General features: G+C 66.1%; 23 protein-coding genes. 5 read left to right on the top strand and 18 right to left on the bottom strand.

Annotation, left to right across the window (positions count from 1 at the left end; translation table 11 throughout):
• Positions 1-11: 11 nt before the first annotated feature.
• A complete protein-coding gene (locus shn_RS32630) occupies positions 12-1,010 on the bottom strand; it encodes a DUF808 domain-containing protein (RefSeq protein ID WP_064334600.1) in 999 nt (332 codons plus the stop codon).
• A 134-nt stretch (positions 1,011-1,144) separates the two neighbouring features.
• Complete coding sequence (locus shn_RS32625) at positions 1,145-2,701, bottom strand: MDR family MFS transporter (protein ID WP_064334599.1); 1,557 nt, start codon at positions 2,699-2,701, stop codon at positions 1,145-1,147.
• 126 nt (positions 2,702-2,827) lie between these two features.
• On the opposite strand from shn_RS32625, the gene shn_RS32620 reads away from it, so the two are divergent.
• On the top strand, positions 2,828-3,352 hold the full coding sequence (locus tag shn_RS32620) for a MarR family winged helix-turn-helix transcriptional regulator (protein ID WP_064334598.1): 525 nt from the start codon (positions 2,828-2,830) through the stop codon (positions 3,350-3,352).
• 87 nt (positions 3,353-3,439) lie between these two features.
• On the opposite strand, the gene shn_RS32615 is transcribed toward shn_RS32620, so the two are convergent.
• Entirely contained in the window at positions 3,440-4,129 is a 690-nt protein-coding gene (locus shn_RS32615) for a pentapeptide repeat-containing protein (protein WP_064334597.1), read from the bottom strand.
• Positions 4,130-4,346: 217 nt separating this feature from the next.
• A complete protein-coding gene (locus shn_RS32610; RefSeq protein ID WP_064334596.1) occupies positions 4,347-4,655 on the bottom strand; it encodes a ribbon-helix-helix domain-containing protein in 309 nt (102 codons plus the stop codon).
• 212 nt (positions 4,656-4,867) lie between these two features.
• Between shn_RS32610 and shn_RS32605 the strand changes: the two genes are divergently transcribed.
• From shn_RS32605 to shn_RS32590, 4 genes are all read left to right on the top strand, one after another.
• Positions 4,868-5,263, top strand: coding sequence for a VOC family protein (locus tag shn_RS32605; RefSeq protein ID WP_064334595.1), 396 nt, complete (start codon positions 4,868-4,870; stop codon positions 5,261-5,263).
• 57 nt (positions 5,264-5,320) lie between these two features.
• Positions 5,321-5,851: a hypothetical protein gene (locus shn_RS32600; RefSeq protein WP_064334640.1), complete on the top strand. Its 531-nt coding sequence runs from the start codon at positions 5,321-5,323 to the stop codon at positions 5,849-5,851.
• 80 nt (positions 5,852-5,931) lie between these two features.
• On the top strand, positions 5,932-7,503 hold the full coding sequence (locus shn_RS32595; RefSeq protein WP_064334594.1) for a GMC family oxidoreductase: 1,572 nt from the start codon (positions 5,932-5,934) through the stop codon (positions 7,501-7,503).
• Between the two features lie 120 nt (positions 7,504-7,623).
• Entirely contained in the window at positions 7,624-8,004 is a 381-nt protein-coding gene (locus shn_RS32590; protein ID WP_064334593.1) for a cytochrome c family protein, read from the top strand.
• 115 nt (positions 8,005-8,119) lie between these two features.
• On the opposite strand, the gene shn_RS32585 is transcribed toward shn_RS32590, so the two are convergent.
• The 14 genes from shn_RS32585 to shn_RS32520 form a co-directional block, all read right to left on the bottom strand.
• The gene (locus tag shn_RS32585) at positions 8,120-9,193 is read right to left on the bottom strand and encodes a branched-chain amino acid ABC transporter substrate-binding protein (protein ID WP_371328643.1); all 1,074 of its coding nucleotides are present in this window, start codon (positions 9,191-9,193) and stop codon (positions 8,120-8,122) included.
• A gap of 100 nt (positions 9,194-9,293) precedes the next feature.
• Complete coding sequence (locus shn_RS32580; RefSeq protein ID WP_064334591.1) at positions 9,294-9,842, bottom strand: sarcosine oxidase subunit gamma family protein; 549 nt, start codon at positions 9,840-9,842, stop codon at positions 9,294-9,296.
• Entirely contained in the window at positions 9,835-12,642 is a 2,808-nt protein-coding gene (locus shn_RS32575) for a 2Fe-2S iron-sulfur cluster-binding protein (RefSeq protein WP_064334590.1), read from the bottom strand. Before shn_RS32575 ends, shn_RS32580 begins: the two co-directional genes overlap by 8 nt.
• Complete coding sequence (locus shn_RS32570; protein ID WP_064334589.1) at positions 12,623-12,907, bottom strand: sarcosine oxidase subunit delta; 285 nt, start codon at positions 12,905-12,907, stop codon at positions 12,623-12,625. Before shn_RS32570 ends, shn_RS32575 begins: the two co-directional genes overlap by 20 nt.
• 9 nt (positions 12,908-12,916) lie before the next feature.
• Positions 12,917-14,170 (bottom strand): sarcosine oxidase subunit beta family protein, encoded by a 1,254-nt coding sequence (locus shn_RS32565; protein ID WP_064334639.1) that lies wholly within the window; start codon positions 14,168-14,170, stop codon positions 12,917-12,919.
• Positions 14,171-14,405: 235 nt separating this feature from the next.
• Positions 14,406-15,068 carry a TetR/AcrR family transcriptional regulator gene (locus tag shn_RS32560; protein WP_245337544.1) on the bottom strand — a complete coding sequence of 221 codons (663 nt, stop codon included), beginning with the start codon at positions 15,066-15,068 and terminating at the stop codon, positions 14,406-14,408.
• Between the two features lie 171 nt (positions 15,069-15,239).
• Positions 15,240-16,679: a CYTH and CHAD domain-containing protein gene (locus shn_RS32555; protein WP_064334587.1), complete on the bottom strand. Its 1,440-nt coding sequence runs from the start codon at positions 16,677-16,679 to the stop codon at positions 15,240-15,242.
• A gap of 273 nt (positions 16,680-16,952) precedes the next feature.
• Positions 16,953-18,389, bottom strand: a complete 1,437-nt coding sequence (locus shn_RS32550) for an NAD-dependent succinate-semialdehyde dehydrogenase (RefSeq protein ID WP_064334586.1) — start codon at positions 18,387-18,389, stop codon at positions 16,953-16,955.
• A gap of 19 nt (positions 18,390-18,408) precedes the next feature.
• A complete protein-coding gene (locus shn_RS32545; protein WP_064334585.1) occupies positions 18,409-20,361 on the bottom strand; it encodes a 3-hydroxyacyl-CoA dehydrogenase NAD-binding domain-containing protein in 1,953 nt (650 codons plus the stop codon).
• 43 nt (positions 20,362-20,404) lie between these two features.
• Positions 20,405-21,664, bottom strand: a complete 1,260-nt coding sequence (locus shn_RS32540) for a CaiB/BaiF CoA-transferase family protein (RefSeq protein WP_064334584.1) — start codon at positions 21,662-21,664, stop codon at positions 20,405-20,407.
• Positions 21,661-22,695, bottom strand: a complete 1,035-nt coding sequence (locus shn_RS32535) for an ABC transporter ATP-binding protein (protein ID WP_064334583.1) — start codon at positions 22,693-22,695, stop codon at positions 21,661-21,663. The genes shn_RS32540 and shn_RS32535 overlap by 4 nt, the downstream gene beginning before the upstream one ends.
• Positions 22,692-23,690 (bottom strand): ABC transporter ATP-binding protein, encoded by a 999-nt coding sequence (locus tag shn_RS32530; RefSeq protein WP_064334582.1) that lies wholly within the window; start codon positions 23,688-23,690, stop codon positions 22,692-22,694. The genes shn_RS32535 and shn_RS32530 overlap by 4 nt, the downstream gene beginning before the upstream one ends.
• Positions 23,687-24,523, bottom strand: a complete 837-nt coding sequence (locus shn_RS32525; protein WP_064334581.1) for an ABC transporter permease — start codon at positions 24,521-24,523, stop codon at positions 23,687-23,689. Before shn_RS32525 ends, shn_RS32530 begins: the two co-directional genes overlap by 4 nt.
• 4 nt (positions 24,524-24,527) lie before the next feature.
• Positions 24,528-25,508: an ABC transporter permease gene (locus shn_RS32520; protein ID WP_371328642.1), complete on the bottom strand. Its 981-nt coding sequence runs from the start codon at positions 25,506-25,508 to the stop codon at positions 24,528-24,530.
• Positions 25,509-25,585: the final 77 nt, after the last annotated feature.

Below are 25,585 nucleotides of genomic sequence, written 5' to 3'. Positions count from 1 at the left end.
TGCGAGGGCCGTCAGGCCGCGCGCAACTTGCGGAGCCGGCGGCTCAGCCAGCGCCAGCCCGGCGCAACGGCCATGCTGACGACGGGGATCAAAACGGCGCCGACGACAAGCCCGATGATCCCAGAGCCGGCGGCCTGAACCAGCCAGGAGACGAGGCCACCGAGGGTGGGAACGGCGTGCGCGGCGGCCTCGCCGACGTCGTGCAGCATGTGGCCGGGTGCAGAGAAGCCGAATATCTCCGCGCCGTGCACCAGGATGCCGCCGCCGACCCAGATCATCGCCGCCGTACCGACCGCGCCGAGCAGTTTCAGGAGATAGGGCATGCCCTTGACGAGACCATGGCCGAGGAGGCGAAGGGCTGTATCGACCGGCGAGCGCGAGGGGCGGCCGGCAAGCCAGAGGCCCACATCGTCCGCCTTCACGATCAGCGCGACGACGCCATAGACGCCGGCGGTGATGACGATGCCGACAAGGGCGAGGATCAGCGCCTGCATGACGGGGCCGGAATCGGGCACCGAGGCGAGCGTGATCGCCATGATCTCGGCGGAGAGGATGAAATCGGTGCGGATGGCACCGGCGACTTTGCCGTCCTCGAAGGCTTTCGCATCGGCGCCTGCCGGATCGAGCTGCTCCTCATGGTGATGGGCGCCATGGGGCGAGATGAGTTCGTAGATCTTTTCGGCGCCTTCGTAGCAAAGGAAGAGGCCGCCGGCCATCAGCAGCGGCGTGATCGCCTGGGGCGCGACGAGGCTGAGCGCGATGGCGGCGGGCAGCAGGAAGAGAAGCTTGTTCTTCAGCGAGCCGAGCGCGATCTTGCCGATGATCGGCAGTTCCCGCGCGGGTGAAAAACCGGTGACGTAGCGCGGCGTCACGGCCGCATCGTCGATGACGACGCCCGCCGCCTTGGCGCCGGCCTTGCCGGCCTGCGCGGCGACGTCATCCAGCGAGGCCGCCGCCGCCTTGGCAAGCGCCGCGACATCATCGAGAAGGGCAATCAGGCCGACGCTCACGAAAAACCTCCATCTTCGACGGGACTGGTCGGATCGAGCAATAGCGCCTTCGCGGGGCCGGAAAAAGCACAAATACGCCGACGGTCGCAGGCGCGGCGCGACCGTCGGCTTGCCCATGGCATCGATCCCGTCGATCAGGGGGCTGTTCCGCTTCCCATGCTATTCGGCTTTGCTGGGGTCGCCTGAAGCCGGACGTTCTTCAAGGAAAGCGCGGCCAGCAGGCCCAGCGCGATCATGCCGGCCATGCTGAGGAACACGGGCCGGAAGGCGTCCGTATAGACGGCCGCAACCAGCGCGCGGACCTGTTCGGGCAGTGCGGCGAGTTCCGCCGGGGTCAGCCCTTCGATGCTGGTGACGCCGGGAATGCTGTGCCCCTGTCCGGAGACGAAGGCGGCGAGCATGGCGCCGTAGATGCTGATGGCGATCGAGGCTCCTGCCATGCGGGTCAGCGTGACGGCGCCGGTGGCGGCGCCGAGATCGGCCGCATTGGCGGCATTCTGCACCCCGATCACCGGGACCTGCTGGCCGAAACCGACGCTGAGGCCCTGCAGGAGCATCAAGAGGCCGATCAGGTAGACCGGCGTGCCGGGATGGACGGTGGCGAACAGGAGGAAGGTCACCAGCCCGCCGGCCGTGCTGACGACGGAAAAGACCTTGTATCGGCCCGTCAGCGAGATCAGCCGCCCGGCTGTCAGGGAGCCGGCTGCGATGCCGGCCGTCAGCGCCATGAACAGGAGGCCGGCCTGCGAAGGGGAAAGGCCGGTGGTGGTCTGCAGGAAGAGGGCGATATAGTTGATCGAACCGATGCCGATCGCTCCGCTTACCAGCGAGACGACCAGGAGAAGGTTGACGGTCTGGTTGCGGAACAGGCCGAGCGGAACGATCGGCTCGGGAACGCGGCGCTCGACACGGACCCACGCAACCAGGCAGACCGCGCCGAAAGCGACGACGGCAAGGCTTCCGGCGGAGACGAGCGAACCGAAGATCTCCCGGCTGTCGGCCCACAGCACCACGCTCGACACCACGGCGGCAAGCAGGATTGCCCCGGTAAAATCGATCTTCGGCCGGCGGCTCGGCTTGCGATAGGGCAGGATCAGGGCAAGGCCCGTGAGCACGACGATGCCGATGGGCAGGTTGACGAGAAAGATCGAGCGCCAGCCGAAGAGGTCGGAGAGCACGCCGCCCAGCGTGGGGCCGACCGCGCCGGCCGCCATCAGCATCAGGCTCGAATAGCTCTGGTAGCGCGCCCGCACGCGCGGTTCGAAAAGATCGGCATTGATCGAGAAAATCGAGACCATGATGCCGCCGCCGCCGAGCCCCTGCAGCACGCGGGCGACGATGAGCGTATTCATCGAAACGGCAAGGCCGCAGGCCAGCGAGCCCAGCGCGAAGATGAAGATCGCGGTCATCATTACATATTTGCGGCCGAAGAGGTCGCCCAGCTTGCCATAGACCGGCATCACGGCGCTGGTCGCCAGCAGATAGGCCGAGCCCACCCAGCCGAACCGCTCCAGCTCGCCGAATTCGCCGACGATGGTCGGCAGTGCGGTCGAGACGATCTGGTTGTCCAGCGCCGCCATGAAGATGCCCGTCATCAGCAGGCAGACGACCAGCATCCGGCGGCGCGGGTCGGGTACGAGCGATGCATAGCCTGTTTCGTTGTCTTTGTCGGGGCGCGGACGGGCATCCATGGCGGCAACTCGGTCTCTGTCTTTCCTGGGGTGACGGGTTTGTGTGCCTTTATCACATATATGTCAATCGCACATATGTGATAAAGGCACAAATATGTTTTGACGCCGGCGGAAATCTGCTAACCCATGGACATGAGCAGCGATGACGAACAGAAGACCGCCGCCGCCGGCACCAGCGCTTTCGCCCGCATCGGCGCGGCAATGGGACGGATGCGGATCATGACCGGCCGGCGCTATATCGGGCGCCTTGCCATTTCGCGCGTCGGCGCGGGATTGGAGCTTTCGCATCTCGACGCCCTGTCCCTGGTCCGGCGCCTCGGCCTCGAGCAGGAGGTCACGGTCGGTGCGCTCGCCGAGCAATTGCGGATCGACCATTCGCGCGCGAGCCGCATCGTCGCGGATCTCGTCAAGCGCGGCGTCGTGCGCCGCGCGGCGTCCCAGGAGGACGGGCGGCGTACCATCGTCACGCTGACGAAGGCCGGCATGCACTGGCTCGACCAGGTGAACGGCGTCAAGGAAGAGGTGTTGTCAAAGGTCCTGTGCGACTGGACGGAGGAGGAGATGGCGACCTTCGCAGATCTCTATACCCGCTTCATCGAGCGGCTCGAAGCACAGGCGAAGGATTTCGACACCGGGAGCGCCGGCAAATAGAGCCGGCCCCGGCAACGCCATTCGGGGACAAGGTTTTCCCGAAACGCGAAGCGTAGGAGATGTGCCGCGATGACGGAGAGAAACGTCTCAGTCCCTTGGGCACGGCCAGCTTGCCGGCGCCGCGAGGCCCTCCGGAAGCCTGGTCTTCGCATCGCCGCAGGCCATGTCGATCTGGGACTGGTCGAGACCGGTCGCGCGGGAAAGATCGAGCCCTTCGATCCGCGTCAACAGCATGAAGGCCCTTTCGAGGCCGATCGTTCCCGCGACGCTTGCCTTGCTCAGATCGGCGCGGGAAAGATTCGCATAGGCAAAGCTTGCGCCCGAAAGCACCGTCTCGTCGAAGGACGCGCGGCTGAGATCGGCCTTCTCGAAGCTCGCATAACTGAGGTCGGCGCCGTCGAATGCGGCGCGCTGGAGTTCGGCGGATGCAAACGAGGCCCCTTTGGCAACGACCTTCTGAAAGCTGGAGCGATAGGCTTCCACCCGTGCGAAATTCGCCTTTTCCATACGCGCGCCGGTGAACCAGGTCCGGATCATCGTCGCCTTTTCCAGGACGGCCGCCGTCAGGTTCGTCTCGCGCATGTCTGTGTAGCTGAGGTCGGCATCCCGGAAATTCGCACCGGTGAAATTGCTGCCGCCCAGCATCAGGTTCTTCTTGCTGCAGGCGCTCCAATCCACTTCGGGCTCGGGGTCCGCCCGGCAATCTGCGGCATCGGCTTGGTGGAAGGGAAGACCTGCGGCCATCACCAGGCATGCCGCGAAGAAGCCAAGAAGCATACCCTTCTGCAGTCCGCTCACTGATGTAACTCCCGTTGCAAAGGCCGTGTCCAATCCGACAATACCTTAAATATGGCAATCGGGAGCCGAATGTCATCAGCTAACCGTATATCCGCGCGCCAAATCGGCCACCCGCTTGTGACGGATCGTCAAGCATCTCCAGGCCGGCTGCGTGCGGCGCATAGCGGCGGAGGCATCGATGATGTCGATGGCGGGGCTATTCCGCCGCGACGATATGGAATTGGCGCGCGCCGTCGCATTTTCCCGCGCCGGCCATGATGTAGATGAGACAGCTCGTCCTCAACAGCGAGGCGAAATTCGACACCGAGCCGTTGATCTCAAGCGCCTCGTCATAGAGTGTCGAGAGGAAGCGGGACGTCGACAGGCCCTGGCCTGCGGCCATCTCGTCGATCAGGTCCCAGAACGCGGCTTCGATCTGGATACTGGTCGAATGTCCGCCGATCCGCACGGAACGGTTGACAGGCCGATAGCGTTGCGGGTCCTGGCCCGCAAAGACCTCACACATGGTTTATCCTCCAGTCTTGTTCTTATGGCCGTGATTATGCGGCGGCCCCCGGCTTTGGTCAAATCATCCCAGTGGTGCCGGATCGGCGAAAAATCCTTCGCATGAAACTCCGGAAATGAAAATCTGCGTGCGGTAACGGGCTGCTACCCATGGCCGTGATTCCGGGCGCAAAATCTCCTCACAACACGAATTGCAGACAGGAGAAGAACAGCGTGGCGAAGTCGATCCACTCCATGATCCGGGTTCTGGACGAGGACCGGTCCGTGGATTTCTACAACAAGGCGTTTGGGCTCGACGTGGCCGACCGGCTCGACTTCGAGACCTTCACGCTCGTCTATATGAGCAATACCGAAAGCGAATTCGAGCTCGAGCTGACGATCAACAAGGGCCGCAGCGAAGCCTATAATCTGGGCGACGGCTACGGCCATTTCGCCGTCTCCGTCTCCGACCTCGACGGCGAGCACGCCCGCATATCGGCGCTCGGCTTCACGACGGGCAAGATCGTCGAGTTCAACCGAGACGGCGGCCTGCTCGCCCGCTTCTTCTTCGTCACCGATCCTGACGGCTACAAGATCGAGGTCCTGCAACGGCACGGCCGCTTCAAATGAACGGACGGGCGGCCGGAGGAGGGCCGCCCGTTCCAGATGCAACGGGAGGAATGCGACATGACGACCATCTACGAGCAGCGCCCCGGGCTCTCCCGGCGCGAGCTTCTCAAGCGCGGCACGATCGGCGCTGCGCTCATCATCACCGGCAATGCGGTGATCAGTCCCGACAAGGCCTGGGGCCTGGAGACGACGGCGCTGAAGCCGGACACCATGGCGACCCTCATCAAGCTCGCCCGTGACATCTATCCGCACGATTCCATCGCCGACCGGTTCTATGCCATCGCCGTGAAAGGCCATGACACGAAGGCCGGCAGGGATGGCGCGCACAAGGAACTGATCGAGGCGGGCATCGCCGACCTCGATACGCGCGCCGGCGCGGGCGGCTATCGTGGCCTCGGCTGGGAGGACGACCGCGTCGATATTCTCAAGCAGATCGAGGCGACGCCCTTCTTCCAGGCGGTGCGCGGCGACCTCGTGGTCTCCCTGTATAACCAGAAGGAGCTCTGGCCGCATTTCGGTTACGAGGGCGAATCCTATTCCAAGGGCGGCTACATCGCCCGCGGTTTCGACGACATCGAATGGCTTTGACGGCGATCCGGCAGCCGGCGCCGGAGGAGGCGCGGCTGCAAGGCGTGTAACGCCGATCGCCCATGTTTCGGGAGGAAACCATGGCAGCTCCTTATGATCTCAACGACGACAGCGTGGTCGTCATCATCGGTTCGGGTGCCGGCGGTGGCACGCTCGGCAACGAACTGGCGCAGAAGGGCATCGACGTCGTCGTGCTCGAAGCCGGCGCGCGCATTGAACACGAGGACTTCATCAACGACGAATGGGACAGCTTCGCCCAGCTCGCCTGGCTGGATCACCGCACGACCGGCGGCGGCTGGCGCGTCTCGAAGGACTTTCCCAACCTGCCGGCCTGGATCGTCAAGGCAGTCGGCGGCACGACGACGCACTGGGCAGGCGCCTCGCTGCGCTTCCAGGAGCACGAGTTCAAGACGCTGACGCACTACGGCAAGGTCGAGGGCGCCAACCTGCTCGACTGGCCGCTGACGCTGGCCGAGCTGGAGCCCTATTATGCCAAGGCCGAGGACAAGATGGGCGTGACCCGCACCAACGGCATCGAGGGCCTGCCCGGCAACAACAATTTCAAGATCCTCAAGGCCGGCGCGGACAAGCTCGGCTACAAGGACTGTCACACCGGCAACATGGCGATCAACTCGGCCGATCGCGACGACCGCATGAGCTGTCAGCAGACCGGCTTCTGTTTCCAGGGCTGCAAATGGGGCGCCAAATGGTCGACGCTCTATACCGAGATCCCGAAGGGCGAGGCGACCGGCAAGCTGGAGGTGCGGCCGAATTCCCACGTCGTCAAGATCGAGCATGACGACAGCGGCAAGGTCACGGCCGTCGTCTACGCCGACAAGGACGGCACGCTGCAAAGCCAGAAGGCGCGCATCGTCTGCGTCGCCGGCAATTCCATCGAAAGCCCACGCCTGCTGCTCAATTCCGCGTCGAGCAAATATCCGGACGGGCTTGCCAACTCCTCCGGCCAGGTCGGCAAGAACTACATGCGCCATACGACCGGTTCGGTCTATGCCGTGTTCGAAAAGCCCGTTCATTTCTACCGCGGCACGACCATGGCCGGCATCATCCGCGACGAGGCCAAACACGATCCGTCGCGCGGCTTCGTCGGCGGCTACGAGCTGGAGACGCTGGCACTCGGCGTGCCGTTCATGGCGGCCTTCCTCGATCCCGGCGGCTGGGGCCGTTCCTTCGCCTCCGCCATGGACAGCTACGCCAACATGGCGGGTCTATGGATCGTCGGCGAGGACATGCCGCAGGAACAGAATGCCGTGAAGCTGCATGGCGAATTGAAGGACAAATACGGCATGCCGATCCCCGACGTCTGGTTCACCGACCATGCGAACGATATCGCCATGCGCAACCATGCCTACCAGCAGGGGCAGGCGATCTATGCCGCCGTCGGCGCGACGCGCAGCTTCCCGACGCCGCCCTATCCCTCGACGCACAATCTCGGCACCAACCGCATGAGCGAGAAGCCGCAGGACGGCGTCGTCAACAAATGGGGCCAGGCGCACGACATCAAGAACCTGTTCGTCTCCGATGGCAGCCAGTTCACCACGGGGGCAGCGGAAAACCCGACGCTGACGATCGTCACGCTCGCCATCCGCCAGGCCGACTACATCGCCAGGGAAATGGGCGCCGGCACGATCTGAGCAAAACCGCGATCCTCCCCGGTCGCCCAAGGGCGGCCGGTGATCGCGTGCGGCTGGTGAAGCCGCGCCACCTTTGGCCGGCTTCAGCCGGCCGCTTTTTGCCGTCAACGCGGAGCAAGCATGAAAAGTCTCGCCGTTCTCACCATTCTGGTGCTCCCCGTCGCCGCAAATGCCGCCGATGGCTCGGCGGAAGCCGGCGCCGCCGTCTTCAAGAAATGCACCGCCTGCCACAATGCCGAGCAGCCCGTGAACAAGGTCGGCCCCCATCTGGTCGGCATCATCGACCGCCCGGCCGCCTCCCTCGGTGACTATGGAAAATACTCCGAGGCGATGAAGGCGGAAGGCGGGAAGGGTCTCAGATGGGACGAGGCGACGCTGGCCGCCTATCTGGCCGGGCCGAAGAAAATGATCCCGAAAACACGCATGGCGTTTTCCGGCCTGAAACCCGACGACGCCGATGACGTCATCGCCTATCTCCGCTCCCTTGCCTCGGCCCGATAGAAGGCCGTGCTCGCCATGCACTGGGCAAACAGGCCCGGTGTGTTGCCGGGCCTGTTCGTTGCAGAGAACGCATCCTCGAAGGATGGCGCCGCGGACGTGCGCCATCCGACCGGCATTACTGTGCGATCGGCGCGTAGTTGCCGTTGCTCCAGCGGTTGATGTCGTAGCTGGCGTTCTTCAGGTCGCCCTTTTCGTCGAAGGTGACGGTTCCGACGACGGTGTCGATCGGCTGGCCGTTCTTCAGGGCTTCGGCCACCTTGGTCGGATCGTCCGAGCCGGCGCGCTCGATACCCTGGGCGAAGGCCTGGATCACGGCGTAGGAGAAGAGGGTGAAGCCTTCCGGCTTGAAGCCGCCGGCCTGGATCTTCTCGACGGCTTCCTTCGCTTCGGGCTTGGCCTGCGGATCGGACGGGAAGACGAACATCGTGCCTTCGCCGGCCGGGCCTGCGACCTGCCAGAATTCGGGCGAGGCGATGGAGTCCGGCATGATCAGTTGGAACGAGTAGCCCTGCTCGGCGGCCTGGCGCAGGATGAGGCCGGCTTCCGGGTGGTAGCCGCCGAAGTAGACGACATCGATCTTGGCATCCTTCAGCTTGGTCACCAGCGCGTTGTAGTCCTTCTCGCCGGCATTGATGCCTTCGGCAAGGATCTCCTTGAGGCCGTTTTCATTCATCGTGGCGCGCACGGCATCCGCAACGCCCTGGCCGTAGGCCGTCTTGTCGTGCAGGACCGCGACGTTCTTGCCGGCATATTGCTTGGCGATCCAGGGGCCGATGAAGGCGCCCTGGGCGTCGTCGCGGGTATAGAGGCGCATGATGTTGGTCCAGCCCTTGGCGGCGGCATCGTCCGTCATGACCGGGTTCGAGGAGGCCGGGCTCATCATCAGCGTGCCGTTCTCGGCATAGACCGCCGATGCCGGAATGCTGGAGCCCGAGCAGGCATGGCCATCGACGAACTGGATGCCGCTGGCGGCGATGCGGTTTGCAACCGAAACCGCCTGCTTCGGGTCGCACTGGTCGTCCTCGAACTGCAGCTTGATCTGGCGGCCCAGCACGCCGCCCTTGGCGTTGATGGCGTCGGCGGCGGCCTGCGCACCCTGCTTGAACTGGTCGCCGATCGTGGCGAGCGGCCCGGTCAGCGGGCCGGCAACGGCGAATGTCAGGTCCTCCGCCCGGGCGGCGGTGCTCATGAGCAGGCCGAGGGCCGTGCCGATAATCAGAATGTTTCTCACTGTCTCAACTCCCTTTTTCGCCCGCACCAGCGCGGGTCGTTCCTTCCACAACGAAACGTCATCTTGGGGCGGGTTCACCGATCCCGCCCAGAAGAGGCTGACATTCGAGCCACTCCCACAGATAGGAAGCAAGCCCCCGGTCGACATGAATCCGCAGGGTCCCGGCCTCGGCATGCCTGTAGATCGTCGCCATCATCCCGGCAAACGACATGGCGGCGCAAGGCCCGGGATTGTCCGGGTCCAGCGCCGTTCCCCGTGCCAGGAGATCGCGGATGCCTTCTCCCCTCGCTTCGACGACGCGAAGGGCGGCGCTGACGGTCGTCACGGCCCAGCCCTCGTCGTGCCACCCGTCCGCCAGCTCTGCAGGGGAAATCCCGACGACCAGCAGCCGATCGCGGGCAACGCGCACCGCATAGCGCTCGCCAAGGGCAAGGCCCAGCGCGCCGACATCCCTGCCGAGATCGTATCGGGCAAGAAAGCGGTCGACATCACCGCTGACGAGGCGCTGTGTGAGACCGGTGACGAGGCAGATCGCGATGCCGGGGCCGGAGAGGCGGGCAAGCGCCCAGTCCGGCTCGGGCCGCCATTTCGAGGAAACGTCAAGCATGGAGGCGGCTTCCTTCCTCGTCGAAGGCGCAGGCGGATACGATGCGGGCGCGCCTGATCTCCCGAAGGTGCTGCAGCTCGATGATGTCGCCCATGCGGGAAAGGCCGCGCTCGATCAGCCCCAGCGCGATCGGCTTCTGCAGCGCCGGGCTGAAATAGCTGGAGGTGACATAGCCGGCGCTGCGCACGCCACGCCCCTCGCGTGCGATGCCGTGCGCACCGGTCGGCAATACGCCCTTGCCGTCGACGGCTTCGAGGCCCACGAACTGCCGCCGGTCCGCGCGTGTAGCATCTTCCGTGATCAGCGACCGGCGACCGATGAACTCGGCCTTCTTGCGCTCCAGCGGCGCGGTGAGGCCGAAATCCATCGGGCGGCTGGTGCCGTCGGTGTCCTTGCCGATGACGATATAGCCTTTTTCGGCGCGCAGGATCATGAGGGCTTCGAGGCCGAGCAACGTCGCACCGAAAACCTCGCCTTCCCGTCGCAGCCGCGCCCAGAGTGCCGCGGCCCGGTCGGCGGGTACCGAGATCTCGTAGGAGCGGTCGCCGGTAAAGCTGATGCGGGCGATCCGCACCGCGATGCCTTCGAACGTGCCGGCAGCGACGGCCATGTGCGGCAGGGCCGCGTCGTCCAGCGGGATATCGAAGCCGACGGCCTCCATCAGCGCCCGTGCCCGTGGGCCGGTGACGGTCAGCGTCGCCATCTCGGCCGTCGCGTTGTGGATGAAAATGCGCCGCCGGTCGAAGCGGTCCTGCCGCCACTCCTCCAGAAGGGCGTGCACGCCCGCCACATGCGAGGAGGAGCACGAAACGACGAAGCGGTTCTCGTCGAGCCGGACCAGCACGCCGTCATCATAGACGTTGCCGCCCTCCGTGAGGATGAAACCGTAGCGGCAGCGGCCGGACGGAAGCGTCGACATGGTGTTGTAGTAGATGAAGTCGAGAAACCCTGCGGCATCCGGGCCGATGACCTCGATCTTGCCGAGCGGCGAGCCGTCGAAGAGTGCGACGCCCTCGCGCGCCGCGCGGGCTTCCGCCTGAATGCGTGTGTCCGCGGGGCCGGCGCCATAATAGGCGGGGCGCAGCCAGCCGCCATAGTCGCGGAACACGGCGCCATCGGCGCGATGTTGCTTTTCCAGCGGCAGACGGCGGAGCGGGTTCATGCGCGTGCCGGAGCGGGCACCTGCGAAGGAGGCGAGCGGGACCGGCGTGAAGGGCGGGCGGTAGGTCGTCGTGCCGACCTCGGGAATGCGGCGGCCGGTGAGTTCCGCCATCAGCGCCAGGCCGTTGACGTTGGAGGTCTTGCCCTGGTCCGTCGCCATGCCGAGCGTCGTATAGCGCTTCAGGTGCTCGACGGAGACGAAGTTTTCCCGCACGGCGAGTTCCACGTCCTTGGCGGTGACGTCGTTCTGGAGGTCGATCCAGACCCGCTGCCTAGTGCCCGGTTCCGGCCAGGCCGCGACGATGCCGAGCGCCCGGCCGGCGCGCTCCGCAAGTTCCGCCGGAAGGCCGAAATCGCCGGCAGCGGCACCCACCACCGTGACGCCCTCGACTGGCCGGCCGGGCACGAAGGCGAGAATATCGTCGCGCCAGTCGAGCTTGCCCTGCGCCTGGCAATAAAGATGCACGGTCGGCGTGAAGCCGCCGGAGGCAAGCACGGCGTCGGCCTCGAGCACGCTGCCGTCGGAAAGCCTGACGGTATGGACGGCACCGCGGCCGCTGGCGGAGAGGATGGTGCGTCCCGCGAGCACGCGAAGGCCGGCGGGCGACGGCGCATCGGCGCGATAATCGACGACGGTGACATGCGCCCCGGCCGCGGCCAGGGCCTCCGCCGTCTCATAGGCAAGGCCGTTGTTCGTCGCGACCACGACCTTGCGCCCCGCGGCGACGCCGAAGCGGCGGAGATAGACGAGCGCGGCTTCCGCCGACATGATGCCCGGCAGGTCATTGTTGCCGAAGGGCAGCGGCCGTTCGATGGCGCCGGTGGCAAGCACGATCGACCCGGCGCGGATCCGCCAGAGGCGATCCGGCGCGCCGTCCCCGCCCTTCTGGCTGAGGCCGGCCAGGTGATGGTCGTAGATGCCGAAGGCCGTCGTGCCGGCCAGGACGAGAGCTCCGCCCCCCGCCAGTTTCGCGGCCACGTCCGCCGCCCATTCCGGGCCGGTTTTGCCCTCGATGGTCGCGGCGCGGAAGAGCAGGCTGCCGCCGGCCTGCCGGCCGTCGTCGCAGAGAACCACGCGCTTACCGGCGCGCAGCGCCTTGCGGGCGGCAAGCAGGCCCGCCGGTCCCGCGCCGACCACCAGCACGTCGCAATGGTGGTTCACCTGCTCGACGAAGGCGGGGCCTTGCGCCGCCGCGTCAAGCGTCCCGAGGCCTGCCATCTGCCGAATGCGCGGCTCGAAGAGATGCCAGTCCGGAAACATGAAGGTCTTGTAGTAGAAGGCGGCCGGAATGAAGCGTGAGAAGGCATCGAGGAAGGCGTGGCGGTCCTTCTGCGCGCTCGGTTCGGCATTCACGCTGCGCACCGCCATGCCGTCGGCGGCGAGCGCCTGCGTGGCCCGGGTGTTCGGCATGCCGCCGGCGATATCGACAAGGGCGTTCGGCTCTTCGACGCCCGCGCCCCAGAGGCCCCGCGGGCGATGATACTTGAAGCTGCGGCCGAGGACGGAGATGCCGCTGGCCAGGAGCGCCGAGGCTACCGTATCGCCGGCAAAGCCCTCGACCTCGCGCCCGTCGAAGGAAAAGCGCAGCGGCCGCGAACGGTCGATGGCGGAGCCGCCCTCAGTGCGCCATGCCGTCATGACCGTCTCCCTCTCCCGGTGCGAAGGACCGTGCCACGCGATGATGCACGGTATCCCGTTCCATGCGGAAGACCTCGCCGCAGGTCATGTGCATCCAGATTTCGTTTGCCGCCCCGCGCGGATTGTTGCGTGCATGGAGGTAATTGCTCCATTCGCCATCCGTCACGGCGCGAAACCCTTCCGGGCGATGGTTGCCGGCATCTCCGCCGAAATGGAATTCGCTCTCGCTTCGCGGGCCGCAGAAGGGGCAGGGAAAGAGCTGCATGGGTGCCTCCTAGTGCGCGATGCCGGAGCCGGCGGCTTCATCGATCAAGCGGCCGCGTGCGAAGCGGTCGAGATCGAAGGGGCGGCTGATGTCGTGGTGCGTGCCCGTCGCCAGCAGGTGGGCGAGCAGCGTGCCGCCGGCCGGAATGGCCTTGAAGCCGCCCGTTCCCCAGCCGCAGTTCAGGAAGAGACCCGGCAGCGGGCTCTCCCCGAGGATGGGCGATGAATCCGGGGTCACGTCGACGATGCCGGCCCATTGCCGCATCAGCCGGAGCTGGCGGAACGACGGGAACATTTCGAGAAGGCCCGAGACGACATCTTCCAGCACCGGCAGGTTGCCGCGTTGCCCGTAGGAGGGAACCCGGTCGAGGGCACCGCCGATGACGAGTTCGCCCTTGTCCGACTGGCTGGCATAGGTGCCGGTTCCGGGGGACAGCACGACCGTGTCGAGCACCGGCTTGATCGGCTCGGAAACGCAGGCCTGCAAGGCATAGGAGGTGATCGGCAGGCGGAAGCCGGCCTTGGCCGCAAGATGCGAGGAATGGCCGGCGACGACCATGCCCGTCCGTTCGGCGCGGATCTCGCCGCGGCTCGTCCTGACGCCCCGGCAGCGCCCGCCCTCGACCAGGAATTCCTCCACTTCGCAGGACTGGATGATGTCGACGCCCAGCCTGTCGGCGGCGCGGGCATAGCCCCACGCGACCGCATCGTGGCGCGCCGTCCCTGCCCTGCCCTGCCAGACACCGCCGAAAACCGGATAGCGCGCCTGCGGCGAGACGTTGAGCAGCGGCAGCACGCGCCGCACGTCTTCCGCATCGAAGAGTTCGGCATCCGTGCCGTTGATCTGCATGGCGTTGACGGTCCGCGCCGCCATTTCCATCTCCGCCTCGCTATGGGCAAGGGTGATGATGCCGCGCTGGGAGAGCATGATGTTGTAGTTGATATCCCGGCCGAGCGTTTCATAGAGGCGCAGCGCAAGGTCGTAGAGCGCCGTGCTTTCCGGAAAGAAATAGTTCGAGCGCACGACGGTCGTGTTGCGGCCGGTATTGCCGCCGCCCAGCCAGCCCTTCTCGATGACAGCGACATTGCGGATATTGTGCACTCTGGCGAGGTAATAGGCCGTCGCAAGGCCATGTCCGCCGCCGCCGATGATCAGGATGTCGTAGCGCGGCTTCGGCTGTGGCGAGCGCCAGGCCTGCTGCCAGCCCTTCTGGCCCCTGAGGCCCTCCTTGAAGAGCGAGAAGGCGGAGTAATGCCGTGTCATCGCGCGCCGTTGCTCCTTGCGCGGCCGCACGATGGCAAGGCTGAGTGCTGCTTCATGTGCCGCCCCATGGCTGAAGACCATCCCCTCCGAGCCGTTTCCGCTCGGCAGGCATTATGCGTATTCTCTCTGGACACTAATGTCCAGAAGATTGCGGCACAATACATGGGAAAACGGATCGCTGGCCGAACACCGCCTCAAGAACCAAAAACCTGAAGCGTACAAACATGTCCATCGGTCAGCCGTCCGGCTGAACGCGCCGCATCAATGTCTCGAAAGCCTCGACCTCGTCGTCCGATGCCGTGCGGCCCGTGAAACTGAGGAGATAGGGCCGCAGGAAGCGCAGCCGCATTTCGCGGTCGTCGCGCATGCCGAGCGTGTAGTGGCCGATCTGCGTGAAGTAGAGGACGCGCGCGCGGATGAAGGCCTCGTCGTCCGGATAGCCGTAGCGCTGGAACATGCGCGTGACGGCGTCCACGCGCTGATCGTCCGCCTGGTCGACGACGTCGCGCACCAACGCGTCCACCTGCGCCCAGGAGCGGACCGCCGCATCGAGGCGGGGGCTGAAGAGGCTTGGATCCACCCAGCATTCGAAGATGTGGCACACGGCCTTCGTGACCGTCGGCGCGGGGCGGAGCGCCCGTTCGATGATCGGGCTGGTGTTCTTGCGCAGCCAGTGTTCGAGCAGCTCCCCATGCAGTTCCTGCAAATCGGCGAAGAACCAGTAGAAGCTCGAGCGCGACACGGCGAGTGTCTTCGCCATGACCTGGATCTTCACATTGGCGATACCCTCCTCGACAAGCGCCGCAATGCCCGCCTCGATCCAGGCCTCCCGCGTCATGCGGCCGGCTGCCTGTTTTCCGGCAGACGCTTTCGCCCTCGGGGGTCGCGTAGCGCTCACGATGTCTCCTCCTGGCAGGCCTGTCCGACACCCGATGGACGGGCGCCACGTTGAGCAAGGCACGAGGGATATCAAGTTCGGGACAAGAATCCACCCTGACATCGTGCGCGGGCGATGCCGGGTGGCGATGGCGCCGAAGGTTCTCCCGGCATTCGTGTGTCGGTGGACTGTTCAGCGCCAGAATTTCTTTGCGTCGAGCAGGTCGTCCAACGCGGCCTGCGAGCGCTCGATCAGTTTCGTTTTGTTGCGGGGACTGCGCCCCTGCTCCGACCCTTCCAGGTCGTCCAGACCATATTTCGCTGCGACGTCCGGGCCGGTGACGAGGTCGTTCAAGACGCCGAGCCGGTCCTGCAACTTTTCCATCGCGTCAGAGAAAAGCGCGAAGCGGCGCGCCCCGCGTTTCTCTTCGAACAGCGAGCAGAAGAACTCGGCCGCATAGCGCAGCTTCTTGGCGTCCTTGCGGATCTGGTGCCGTTCGCCGTCGGGCAGCCCGGCGAGGTCCTTGCCGTTCTTCTTCAGCCTCTTGCGCTGTCTGTCGAGGGCATGCGCGGCAAAATCGACCGCGGGCTTGCCGAGGGCGGGTTCTCGACGGTAGCTCCCCGACTGGAGCCACTCGTTGAAATCGATCATGAGAGCCCGGGCCTGGGGTGACGACAGCGCAGCAAGGGCGGCTTCGTGGGCGGTCCTTCGCGCCTCCTGAAGGTTTCCGTGTGCCGCAGGCGACGCCGTCTTTGCCACCAGCACATCGAGATCACGGGCGTCCCCCAGCAGCCCGGCAAGCCAGCGGAACGCATCGGACAATCGTTTTGCCTCATCCCCGAGATGGGCCTTGAACACCGAGAGTGCGGAGCGAAGCCGCCGCAGGGCGACCCGCGCCTGGTGGAGGGCCTCCTCCGCGTTTTGCCGACGAAGCAGGATCGCTTCGTTGAGCCGGAACTGGCGAAAGCAGGATCCGGCGATCACGCGAAACGCATGCCCTGCGGTATCGTCCATGTCGAGGTAGATAGGCTCGGCCTTGATGGCCACGGGCGCTGCGTCGAGAAGGCGGTAACCGCGTTCCGCCCTGGATTGGACGCCGATCGTCACCGGAGCGATCGCTTCGATCTTTCGCGCCAGCCGGAAAACATCGACCAGCTCGCCGTCCTTCAATACGAGTTCCAGTTCGCAAACGGCAAGCCGCCTTTCCCCCGCGATGAGCTCGCCGCGGTCGGCCGAAACCTCGATGCGGGATGTGTTCTCGACCATGGTCCAGGTCTGGCGGAGAACATTGACCTCGAACAGGGGCGAAAGCGCAGGGGCGATGTCTCCAAACCTGGACGCCAAGGGGGTCGTTCCGTCGATGACGGGCTGCTCCGACGTCACGGGCATTTCCCACTGCGGCCGGGCAAAGCGGGTCGCCGCCGGACCGGTTGCCTTGACGGTCTGAACGAGCGCGGCACCAGAGCGGCATATGCAGAGCGAAAAGCCCGCCCTCTCGAGGCTGTTCTCAGGGGTGTCGAAATAGGTCGCGTGCTGTTCGAGGGTGCCGGCCGGTTCACTGAACAGTTCCGACGCCGCGAGGGCCTCCAGATCATCGGGTGTGATATCCAGCTTCAGTTCGGTCTCCGACATCCTGGTTCTCCCGCTGTTGCTCGAAATCGGCCGGTGGAAGGCTCACCGCTTCGAAACGGCCCGTGGATCCGGTGGCGCGGAGCAAAGGCACATCAGGATACGGCCACGCGCTCAAGAGGCAAGTCGGTGAAATGGAAAGGGATACGGATGCACCCCCGCGACCTGCGTCGCGGGGGTGCATTCTGGCCAGCAATATGGGCCGGCCTGAACAATCCGGTTTGTCGATGGGAGTCGAATCCTTCCTCCCGTCGGCAGCGCCAAAGTAGCGGCGCGTCAGCCCTTGCGGGTCACCAGCCGGGTATCGAGATAGGCCTGCAGCGCTTCGGATCCTCCCTCCGTGCCGTGGCCCGAATCCTTGATGCCGCCGAAGGGAACTTCGGGCAGGGCCAGGCCCAGATGGTTGATGGAGACCATTCCGGCCTCCACCTCGTTGCCGAGCCGCGTCGCGGTGGCGCTGCTGCGCGTGAAGGCGAAGGCGGCAAGGCCGTAGGGCAGGCGGTTCGCCTCGCTGATCGCCTCGCCGAGATCGCCGAAGCGGTTGACGACCGCGACGGGGCCGAAGGGCTCCTCGTTCATGATGCGTGCCGCCACCGGCACGTCGGCCAGCACGGTCGGCTCGAAGAACCACCCTTCATTGCCGATGCGGCGGCCGCCCGTCTTCAGCGTCGCCCCATGCTCGACGGCGTCGCCGATCAGGCTTTCCAGCGCAGGAATGCGGCGGTCGTTTGCCAGCGGTCCCATCTCGATGTCGGCATCGAGGCCATTGCCCACCCGAACCGCCTTCGCCCCGGCCGTGAACCGCTCGGTGAAGGCATCGGCGAGCTTCTCCTGCACGAGGAAGCGCGTGGGTGAGACGCAGACCTGCCCGGCATTGCGGAACTTGTTGCCGACCATCAGGTTCACGGCGAGGTCGAGGTCCGCATCCTCGGCGACGATGACCGGCGCATGGCCGCCGAGCTCCATCGTGGCGCGCTTCATATGCGCGCCGGCGAGCGCGGCAAGCTGCTTGCCGACCGGTGTCGATCCGGTGAAGCTGATCTTGCGGATGACCGGGTGCGGGATGAGATATTCCGAAATCTCGGCCGGAACGCCATAGACGAGATTGATGACGCCGGCCGGGATACCCGCATCGGCGAAGGCTTGGATGAGGGCTGCGGGCGATGCCGGAGTTTCCTCCGGGGCCTTGACGATGATCGTGCAGCCGGCGGCAAGCGCTGCGGAAAGCTTGCGGACGACCTGGTTGATGGGGAAGTTCCACGGCGTGAAGGCGGCAACCGGCCCGACGGGACGCTTCAGGGTGATCTGCAGCACATCCGGCGCACGGGAGGGGATGACCTGCCCGTAGGCGCGCTGCGCTTCGCCGGCGAACCACTCGATGACATCGGCGCCGGCGAGCGTCTCCATCCGCGCCTGCGACATCGGCTTGCCCTGTTCCAGCGTCATCATGACGGCGATCTCGTCCGCCCGCTCGCGCAGGATATCGGCGGCGCGGCGCATCAGCCTCGCGCGCTCATGGGCCGATGTCGCGCTCCACTGCGGGAAGGTACGGTCGACGGCCGCCAGCGCTTCGTCGAGATCGGCACGATCCGCCCAGGCGACGGTGCCGATCGGCTGGGCCGTTGCCGGGTTGAGGACGGGAATGGTCCGGCCGCCGGAGGCCGGGCGCCACACACCGTCGATGAAAAGCAATGTGTCGGGATAGGTCGTCATCGTAAAATCCTCGCTCGTATCATATGGGCTTTGCTTCGGCGCGGCCCATCTGGAACATCGGCCCGCCGCGCGTCCGTGGAAAACCGTAGCCGTGGACCTCGACGAGGTCGATATCGGCAGCGTTTGCCGCAATGCCTTCCTTCAGGATCGCCTGCCCTTCCTGTGCCATCGCGGCCATCAATCTGGCAACGATTGCCTCGCCCGCCATCTCCGTTCGTGGTCCCACGAGCGGCGCGATGATCCGCTCCGTTTCGGCGGAGGGCCGGGGACGGCGGTCACTGGGGGCATAGTCATACCAGCCGCCACCGGTCTTCTGCCCCTTGCGCCCCGCGCGCACGAGAAGGTCGCCAGGCAGAACCGGCACGGGCTCGCCCCGCGCGCGGGCCGCCTCGCGATGGAGGAACGCGATGTCGAGGCCCGCCATGTCCTGCATTTCGAACGGCCCCATGGCAAAGCCGAAGCCGCGCATCGCCGCATCCACGGCGGCAATGGGAACGCCACCACGGACCAGCGCCTCCGCTTCCGCCCGGAACCGGCGGAGGATGCGGTTGCCGATGAACCCGTCGCAGATGCCAGCGCGTACAGGAATCTTGCCGAGGCGGCGGGCAAGGTCGAAGCCCGTCGCCAGCACGTCCGGCGCCGTTTCCGGCGTCGGCACGATCTCCAGGAGTTTCATGATCTGCGCCGGGCTGAAGAAATGCAGGCCCAGAAAACGCTCCGGTCCCGGCAGGCCTTCCGCGATCAGCCGCGGATCGATGTAGGAGGTGTTGGTGGCAAGAATCGCATCCGGCCGGCAGATGTGCCCCAGCGCGGCGAAGACGGCGCGCTTGACCGCGAGATCCTCGAACACGGCTTCGATCACGAGATCGCACCGCTCCACGCCGTCATAGCCGATGCTCGTTTCGAGACGGTTCAACCGCTCCGCCGCCTCTTCGCCCGTTATCTGCCCCCGGCGCCGGGACGCCTCGAAGAGGCCCGCGATCGCGTCGCGTGCCCGCGAAACGCCGGCCGTGTCCTGCTCGACAAGCACGACGGAAAGACCGGCATTGAGAAGCACCGCGGTGATGCCGCTACCCATCGTCCCGCCACCGACGACGCCCGCCGTCGCGACAAGCCTCGGTGCTATCCCGCGGATGTCTGCCGGCCGGAGTGCCGCGCGTTCGGCGAAGAACAGGTGACGCAGGGCGGCCGCCTCCTCGCTCCCGCGCAGCGAAAGGAAAGTCGACCGCTCGCGCGCAAGGCCAGCCTCGGTATCCTGCTCGATCCCGTATTTCAGGGCCTCCAGGGCCTGCAGGGGTGCTGACGCTCCCTTCGTGCGCGATGCGATCCTCCTTTCCGCCTCCGTCCAGACCTCTTGCGCGGGGGCGGATGGCGGGCGATCGAGGCTTGGCGGGGGCAAGGTCTTTTCGAGCGCTTCGCGCGCGAAGGCGATGGCGCCCCGCAGCAGCGGTTCCCCGATCAGCGCATCGACCAGCCCGAGCCGTACCGCCTCCGCGGCGTCCATCGTGTGGTTCTCCGCAACAACCCGGATCGCCTCGGCGACACCGATCACCCGCGGCAGGCGCTGCGTGCCGCCGGCACCCGGAATGATGCCGAGATTGACCTCCGGCAGGGCGAAACGGGCGGTTCCGGTCGCCACCCGCAGGCGGCATCCGAGCGCAAGTTCCAGGCCGCCGCCGAGCGCCGCACCGCGGATCGCCGCGATCCACGGCTTTTCCGCCCGCTCGATGCGCGCGATGACGTCGGGAAGGAACGGCGGTTCCACCGGCCGGTCGAATTCGGTGATATCGGCTCCCGCGACGAAGAGGGTACCGGCGCCGGTCAGGACGACGGCCCGGATGGCCGGGTTGCCGTCGAACTCCTGCGCCAGGGCCAGCAGCCGCTCCCGCACGGTCTTGTTGATGGCATTGACCGGCGGATTTGCGATCGTGACGATCGCGATCCCGCCGTCGATATCGACACTGACGGTCATCTCGTTCCCCGATGTTGCGGGCTCCTATCGTGCAGCCACACGCCTATGCGATCGCGCTTTGGACGGGTTGCGGCGAAGGTGCGCTTCTGACGTCTCGGCAGGCGATGACGCCGGCAAGGGCCAGGCTCTCGATCCGCGCCTCCTCGAAACCCAGCACATCGCGCAGCACACCGCGTGTATCCTCGCCGAGGAGTGGCGGCGCCTTCGCATCGGCACTTGCCTGTGCAGCAAGCCCGTGGGCGGGGCGGATCAGCGCAACGACGCCGAGCTCCGGGTGTTCAAGACGCTGCACGACGCCCCGTTCCGTCACGCTCGGGCTCTGCAGCGCCTCCGAGACGGACTTCACCTGTCCAGCCGGCACGCTCGCCGCAAGGCAGGCGGCAAGCCAGTGCTCGCAGGTCTCGCCGCCGATGATCGCCGCAAGGAGCGGCAGCAGCTCGTCCCTGTGCAGGGCGCGCTGGTGGGAGGTAACGAACCGCGGGTCGTGGGCAAGGTCGGGCCGGCCGATGACCTTTTCGCAGAAATCGACGAACATGCGGTCGTTGCCGACGGCAAGCGCGAAGGTGCCGTCGCTTGCCTTGAAGATCTGGTAGGGCACGACCGTCGGATGCGCGTTGCCGTAGCGTACCGGCTCCACGCCGGCGTTGAGATATCCCGTTCCGACATTGATCAGGAGGTTGAGCGTGGCATCGAGCAGGGCCACATCGATATACTGCCCCTCGCCCGTATCCCGGCGCTGGTAGAGCGCAGCGAGGATCGACTGGGTGGCGACCATGCCCGCCACCACATCGGTGAAGGCGACGCCGAGCCGGTTGGGTGGGCCGTCCTCCTCGCCCGTGATGGACATCAGGCCGCTTTCCGCCTGCATAATGAAATCGTAGCCCGGCCTGTCGCGCTCTGGACCCGTCTGGCCGTATCCGGAAATCGCGCAGTAGACGATGCCCGGATTGATCTTCCGGATATCCGCGTAGCCGATGCCCAGCCGGTCGACCGTGCCGGCACGGAAATTCTCCACCACGACATCGGCCCTGGCCGCGAGATCAAGCACGATCTGCCGGCCCTGCGGCGTCTTCAGGTCGAGCGCGATGCTCTGCTTGCCGCGGTTGGCGCACAGATAATAGGTGCTGACCCCCTTGAAGTTCGGCACGGACCAGGCGCGCGTATCGTCGCCGCCTTTGATGTTCTCGATCTTCCAGACCTCGGCGCCAAGATCCCCGAGGCTCATGGTCGTCCATGGCCCCGCAAGAACGCGCGTCAGGTCGAGGACGCGAATGCCCTCGAGCGGCAATTTCAATTGCGTCATTCCATTCCTCCAGGCCCGCTCTTCTGACGGGCCGACAAACCGGTCTCCATGGCATTCGGAAAGTGGCAGGCGACCGAATGGCCTTCCTCTCGTTCGTTCAGCGGCGGCTCCACCTCCGCGCAGAGCTTCTGGGCGATGGGGCAGCGCGTGCGGAAGCGACACCCGGACGGCGGATTGAGCGGGCTCGGCAGGTCGCCCTTCAGCACGATGCGCGAGCGGCTGCGCTCGAGCGCGGGATCGGCCAGCGGCACGGCGGACATCAGGGCCTGGGTATAGGGATGCATCGGTGCCCGGTAGAGCCGGTGCTTTTCGGCGATCTCGACGATCTTGCCGAGATACATGACGGCCACCCGGTGCGAGATGTGCTGCACGACGGACAGGTCATGCGCGATGAAGACATAGGCGGTGCCGAAATCCCGCTGAATATCCTTGAGGAGGTTGAGCACGCCCGCCTGCACGGAGACGTCGAGCGCGGAGACCGGCTCGTCGAGCACGAGCAGCTCCGGCTTCAGTGCGAGGGCCCGGGCGATCACCACGCGCTGGCGCTGGCCGCCGGACAGTTCGTGCGGATAGCGCTGGCCGTGCTCCGGGTTGAGGCGGACGAGATCGAGCATCTCGGCGACCCGTTCCTTGCGCTGAACATGCGAAAGGTCGCTGATGCGCAACGGCTCGGCGATGTTCTCGGCCACCCGCATGCGCGGATGCAGCGATGCATAGGGATCCTGGAAGACCAGCTGGATCTTGCGGCGCAGGGCACGCATCTCCGCGGGGCTCGCCGCGTTGATATCGCGGCCGCGGAACAGGGTCTGCCCGCTGGAGGGCTCGATCAGCCGCAGGATGCAGCGGCCGAGGGTGGACTTGCCGCAGCCGGATTCGCCGACCAGCCCCAGCGTTTCGCCGGGCTTGACGTCGAAGGACACGCCGGTCACCGCGTTGACCTCGGCAATCTCGCGCTCGAAGATCAGGCCGCCGGTGACGGAGAAACGCTTCGAGAGGTCCCTGACGGAGAGGATGGGTTCCGGCCCGGTCATGCAGCGCTCCCGACAGGAAGGGTGGCGAAATGGCAGGCCGCCCGATGATCGCCGTCCGAGCGGACCGGCGGCGGCACATGCCGGCAGATATCCTGCGCCTGCGGACAGCGGGGATGGAAGGCGCATCCGCCGGGCAGCTTGCCAAGGGGCGGCGGCGCGCCGTCGATCGAGAAGAGCCGTTCCTTCTCCTCTGCCATGTTGGGGATCGAGGCGATGAGGCCTCGCGTATAGGGATGGGCCGGCCGCGCGAAGAGATCATCGACGCCGGCCTGTTCGACGACCTCGCCCGAATAGACGACCGCGACCCTGTCGGCATGCCCGGCAAGCACGCCGAGATCGTGGGTGATCAGGATGAGCCCCAGGTTCAGCCGCCGTCGCAGATCCGTCAGGACATCCATGATCTGCGCCTGCACGGTCACGTCGAGGGCGGTCGTCGGCTCGTCGGCGATCAGGAGATCGGGATCGTTGGCGACGGCCATGGCGATCATCACGCGCTGGCGCATGCCGCCGGAAAATTCATGCGGGAACTGGTGGATCCGCCGGTCCGGCTGGGGAATGGCGACGAGGGCGAGCAGTTCGGCGGCGCGGTCCATCGCCGCCCGCTTCGAGACGCCCGCATTGTGCAGCCGGATCGTTTCGGCGATCTGCGCGCCGACCGTCATGACCGGATTGAGCGAGGACAGCGGGTCCTGGAAGATCATGGCGATGCGCGATCCGCGCAGGGCGCGCAGCTGCGCCATGGGCATGCCGACGAGCTCGCGCCCGTTGAACCGGGCCGATCCGCTGACGGAGGCGGTCTTCGGCTGGAGGCCGAGGGCGGAGAGCATGCCGACCGACTTGCCGGAGCCGGATTCACCGACGATGCCCAGCACTTCGCCGTGGTCGACATGCAGGCTGATGCCGCGCACGGCCTCGAAGGATTGCCCGCGGCGGGTGAAGGAGACGCGAAGGTCGCGAACGGCAAAGAGCGGTTCCTGTTGCATGGTGCGCCTCATTTCGACTTCGGATCGAAGTAGTCGTGCAGGCCGTCGCCGATGAAGTTGAAGCCGAGCACGATGGTCAGGATGGCAAGGCCCGGCCCGAGGGCGACCCACCAGGAATAGAACTGCGCCGCGCCGTCTGAGATCATCGAGCCCCATTCCGGTGTCGGCGGCGTGGCGCCGAGGCCGATGAAGCTGAGCGATGCGGCAAGAAGGATCACCTGGCCGAGATCCATCGTCGCGCTGATCAGCACCGGCGTCCAACAGAGCGGCAGGATATGCTTGAAGAGGATGCGCCCCTTGCCGGCGCCCGCCGCGACCGCGGCCTCGACATGCTCGCGCTCGCGGATTTCCAGAACCTGAGCGCGCATGAGGCGGGCATAAACGGGCCACCAGACGATCACCATGGCGACGGTCGCATTCTCAAGGCCGGGACCCAGCGAGGCCGCGACGGCCATGGCGAGGAGCATCGGGGGAAAGGAGAGGGTGACGTCGACGAGCCGCATGATCGCCGAACCGAGCAGACCGCCGGCATAACCGGAAATCGCGCCCAGCATGGCCCCGATCGTGACGGAGAGGGCGACCACGACGATGGCGATCGGGATCGAGTGCTGCGCGCCATAGAGGGTTCGGCTGAGGACGTCCCGCCCCAGCGCGTCGGTCCCCAGCCAATGGCTCCAGCTCGGCGCCTGAAGCCGCCGTCCGACCATGTCGAGCGGCGCATAGGGGCTCATCAGCGGCGCGAGCACCGTGACGGCGAGCCAGAAGACCACGATCGCGATCCCGATGGCCAGGGGAATCGACAGCCATACCGGCCGGCGGAAGGGAACGAGGGTCGTCGCGATCATGTTCTTACCCCAGACGGACGCGCGGATTGGCAATGACATAGGCAATGTCGGTGATGAGGTTGGTCAGCAGGAAGACGACGCCCCCGACGATGGTGACCCCGATGATGGCGGGAAAATCGAGGCCGCGCGCCGCCTCCACCGCATAGGACCCCATGCCCGGCCAGGAGAAGATCGTCTCGGTCAGGACGGCCCCCGTGAGCAGGTAGGCGAAGGAATAGCCGATGACGGTCAGTGTCGGCACGAGCGTGTTGCGCAGCGCATGGCGCACCACGACACGAAGCTCCCCCGCCCCCTTCGCGCGCGCCGTCAGGATGAATTCCCGGTCCAGCACCTCCAGCATATTGGCGCGCACCAGGCGGGATATGGTGCCGGCGACGGCCCAGCCGAGCACGAAGGCGGGCAGGATCAGGTGCCAGAGCGCATCCAGAAAGAGCTTCAAGTTCCCGGCGATCAGGGTGTCGATGGTCATGAAGCCGGTGACGGACGGCGGCGGGGGCGCCCGCGGATCCAGCCGGCCGGGGCCGGGCAGGATGCCCCATTTGACCGAGAAGACGTAAAGCAGCGCCAGTCCCAGCCAGAAGACCGGAATGGACGACCCGAACAGGGCGAAGAAACGCGCCGCATGGTCGATGACCGTGTTGCGGAAATAGGCCGCCAGCACGCCCAGCGTGATGCCGATCGTCGAGCCGACGAGCATCGCGGCAAGGACGAGCTCCATCGTGGCCGGCAGACGGAAGAACACGTCCTGCGCGACGGGCCGGCGCGTGATGAAGGAAGTGCCCATGTCGCCGGTCAGAAGGTTGCCGACATAGATGACGTAGCGTTCCGGCAGGCTGCGATCGAGCCCCCAGCGCGCCTTCGCGGCGGCCACCGCCACCGGGTCGTTCATCTGCCGGTCCGACACGATCGCCGTCAGCGGGTCACCCTTGGTCACGGTCGTGAGCAGGAAGGCGAGCGTCACGATGCCGAGAACCAGGAAGGGCATCGCGACCAGGCGTCGCAGAATGTATCGTGTCACAAATCGCGTCCTTTAACCCGTGTGCCATCCCGTGCCGACCGGCG

The sequence above is a fragment of the Shinella sp. HZN7 genome (assembly GCF_001652565.1).
Taxonomy (GTDB): domain Bacteria; phylum Pseudomonadota; class Alphaproteobacteria; order Rhizobiales; family Rhizobiaceae; genus Shinella; species Shinella granuli.
The sequence above is the reverse complement of the archived record's forward strand: the minus strand, read 5'-3'. Positions and strand labels throughout refer to the sequence as shown.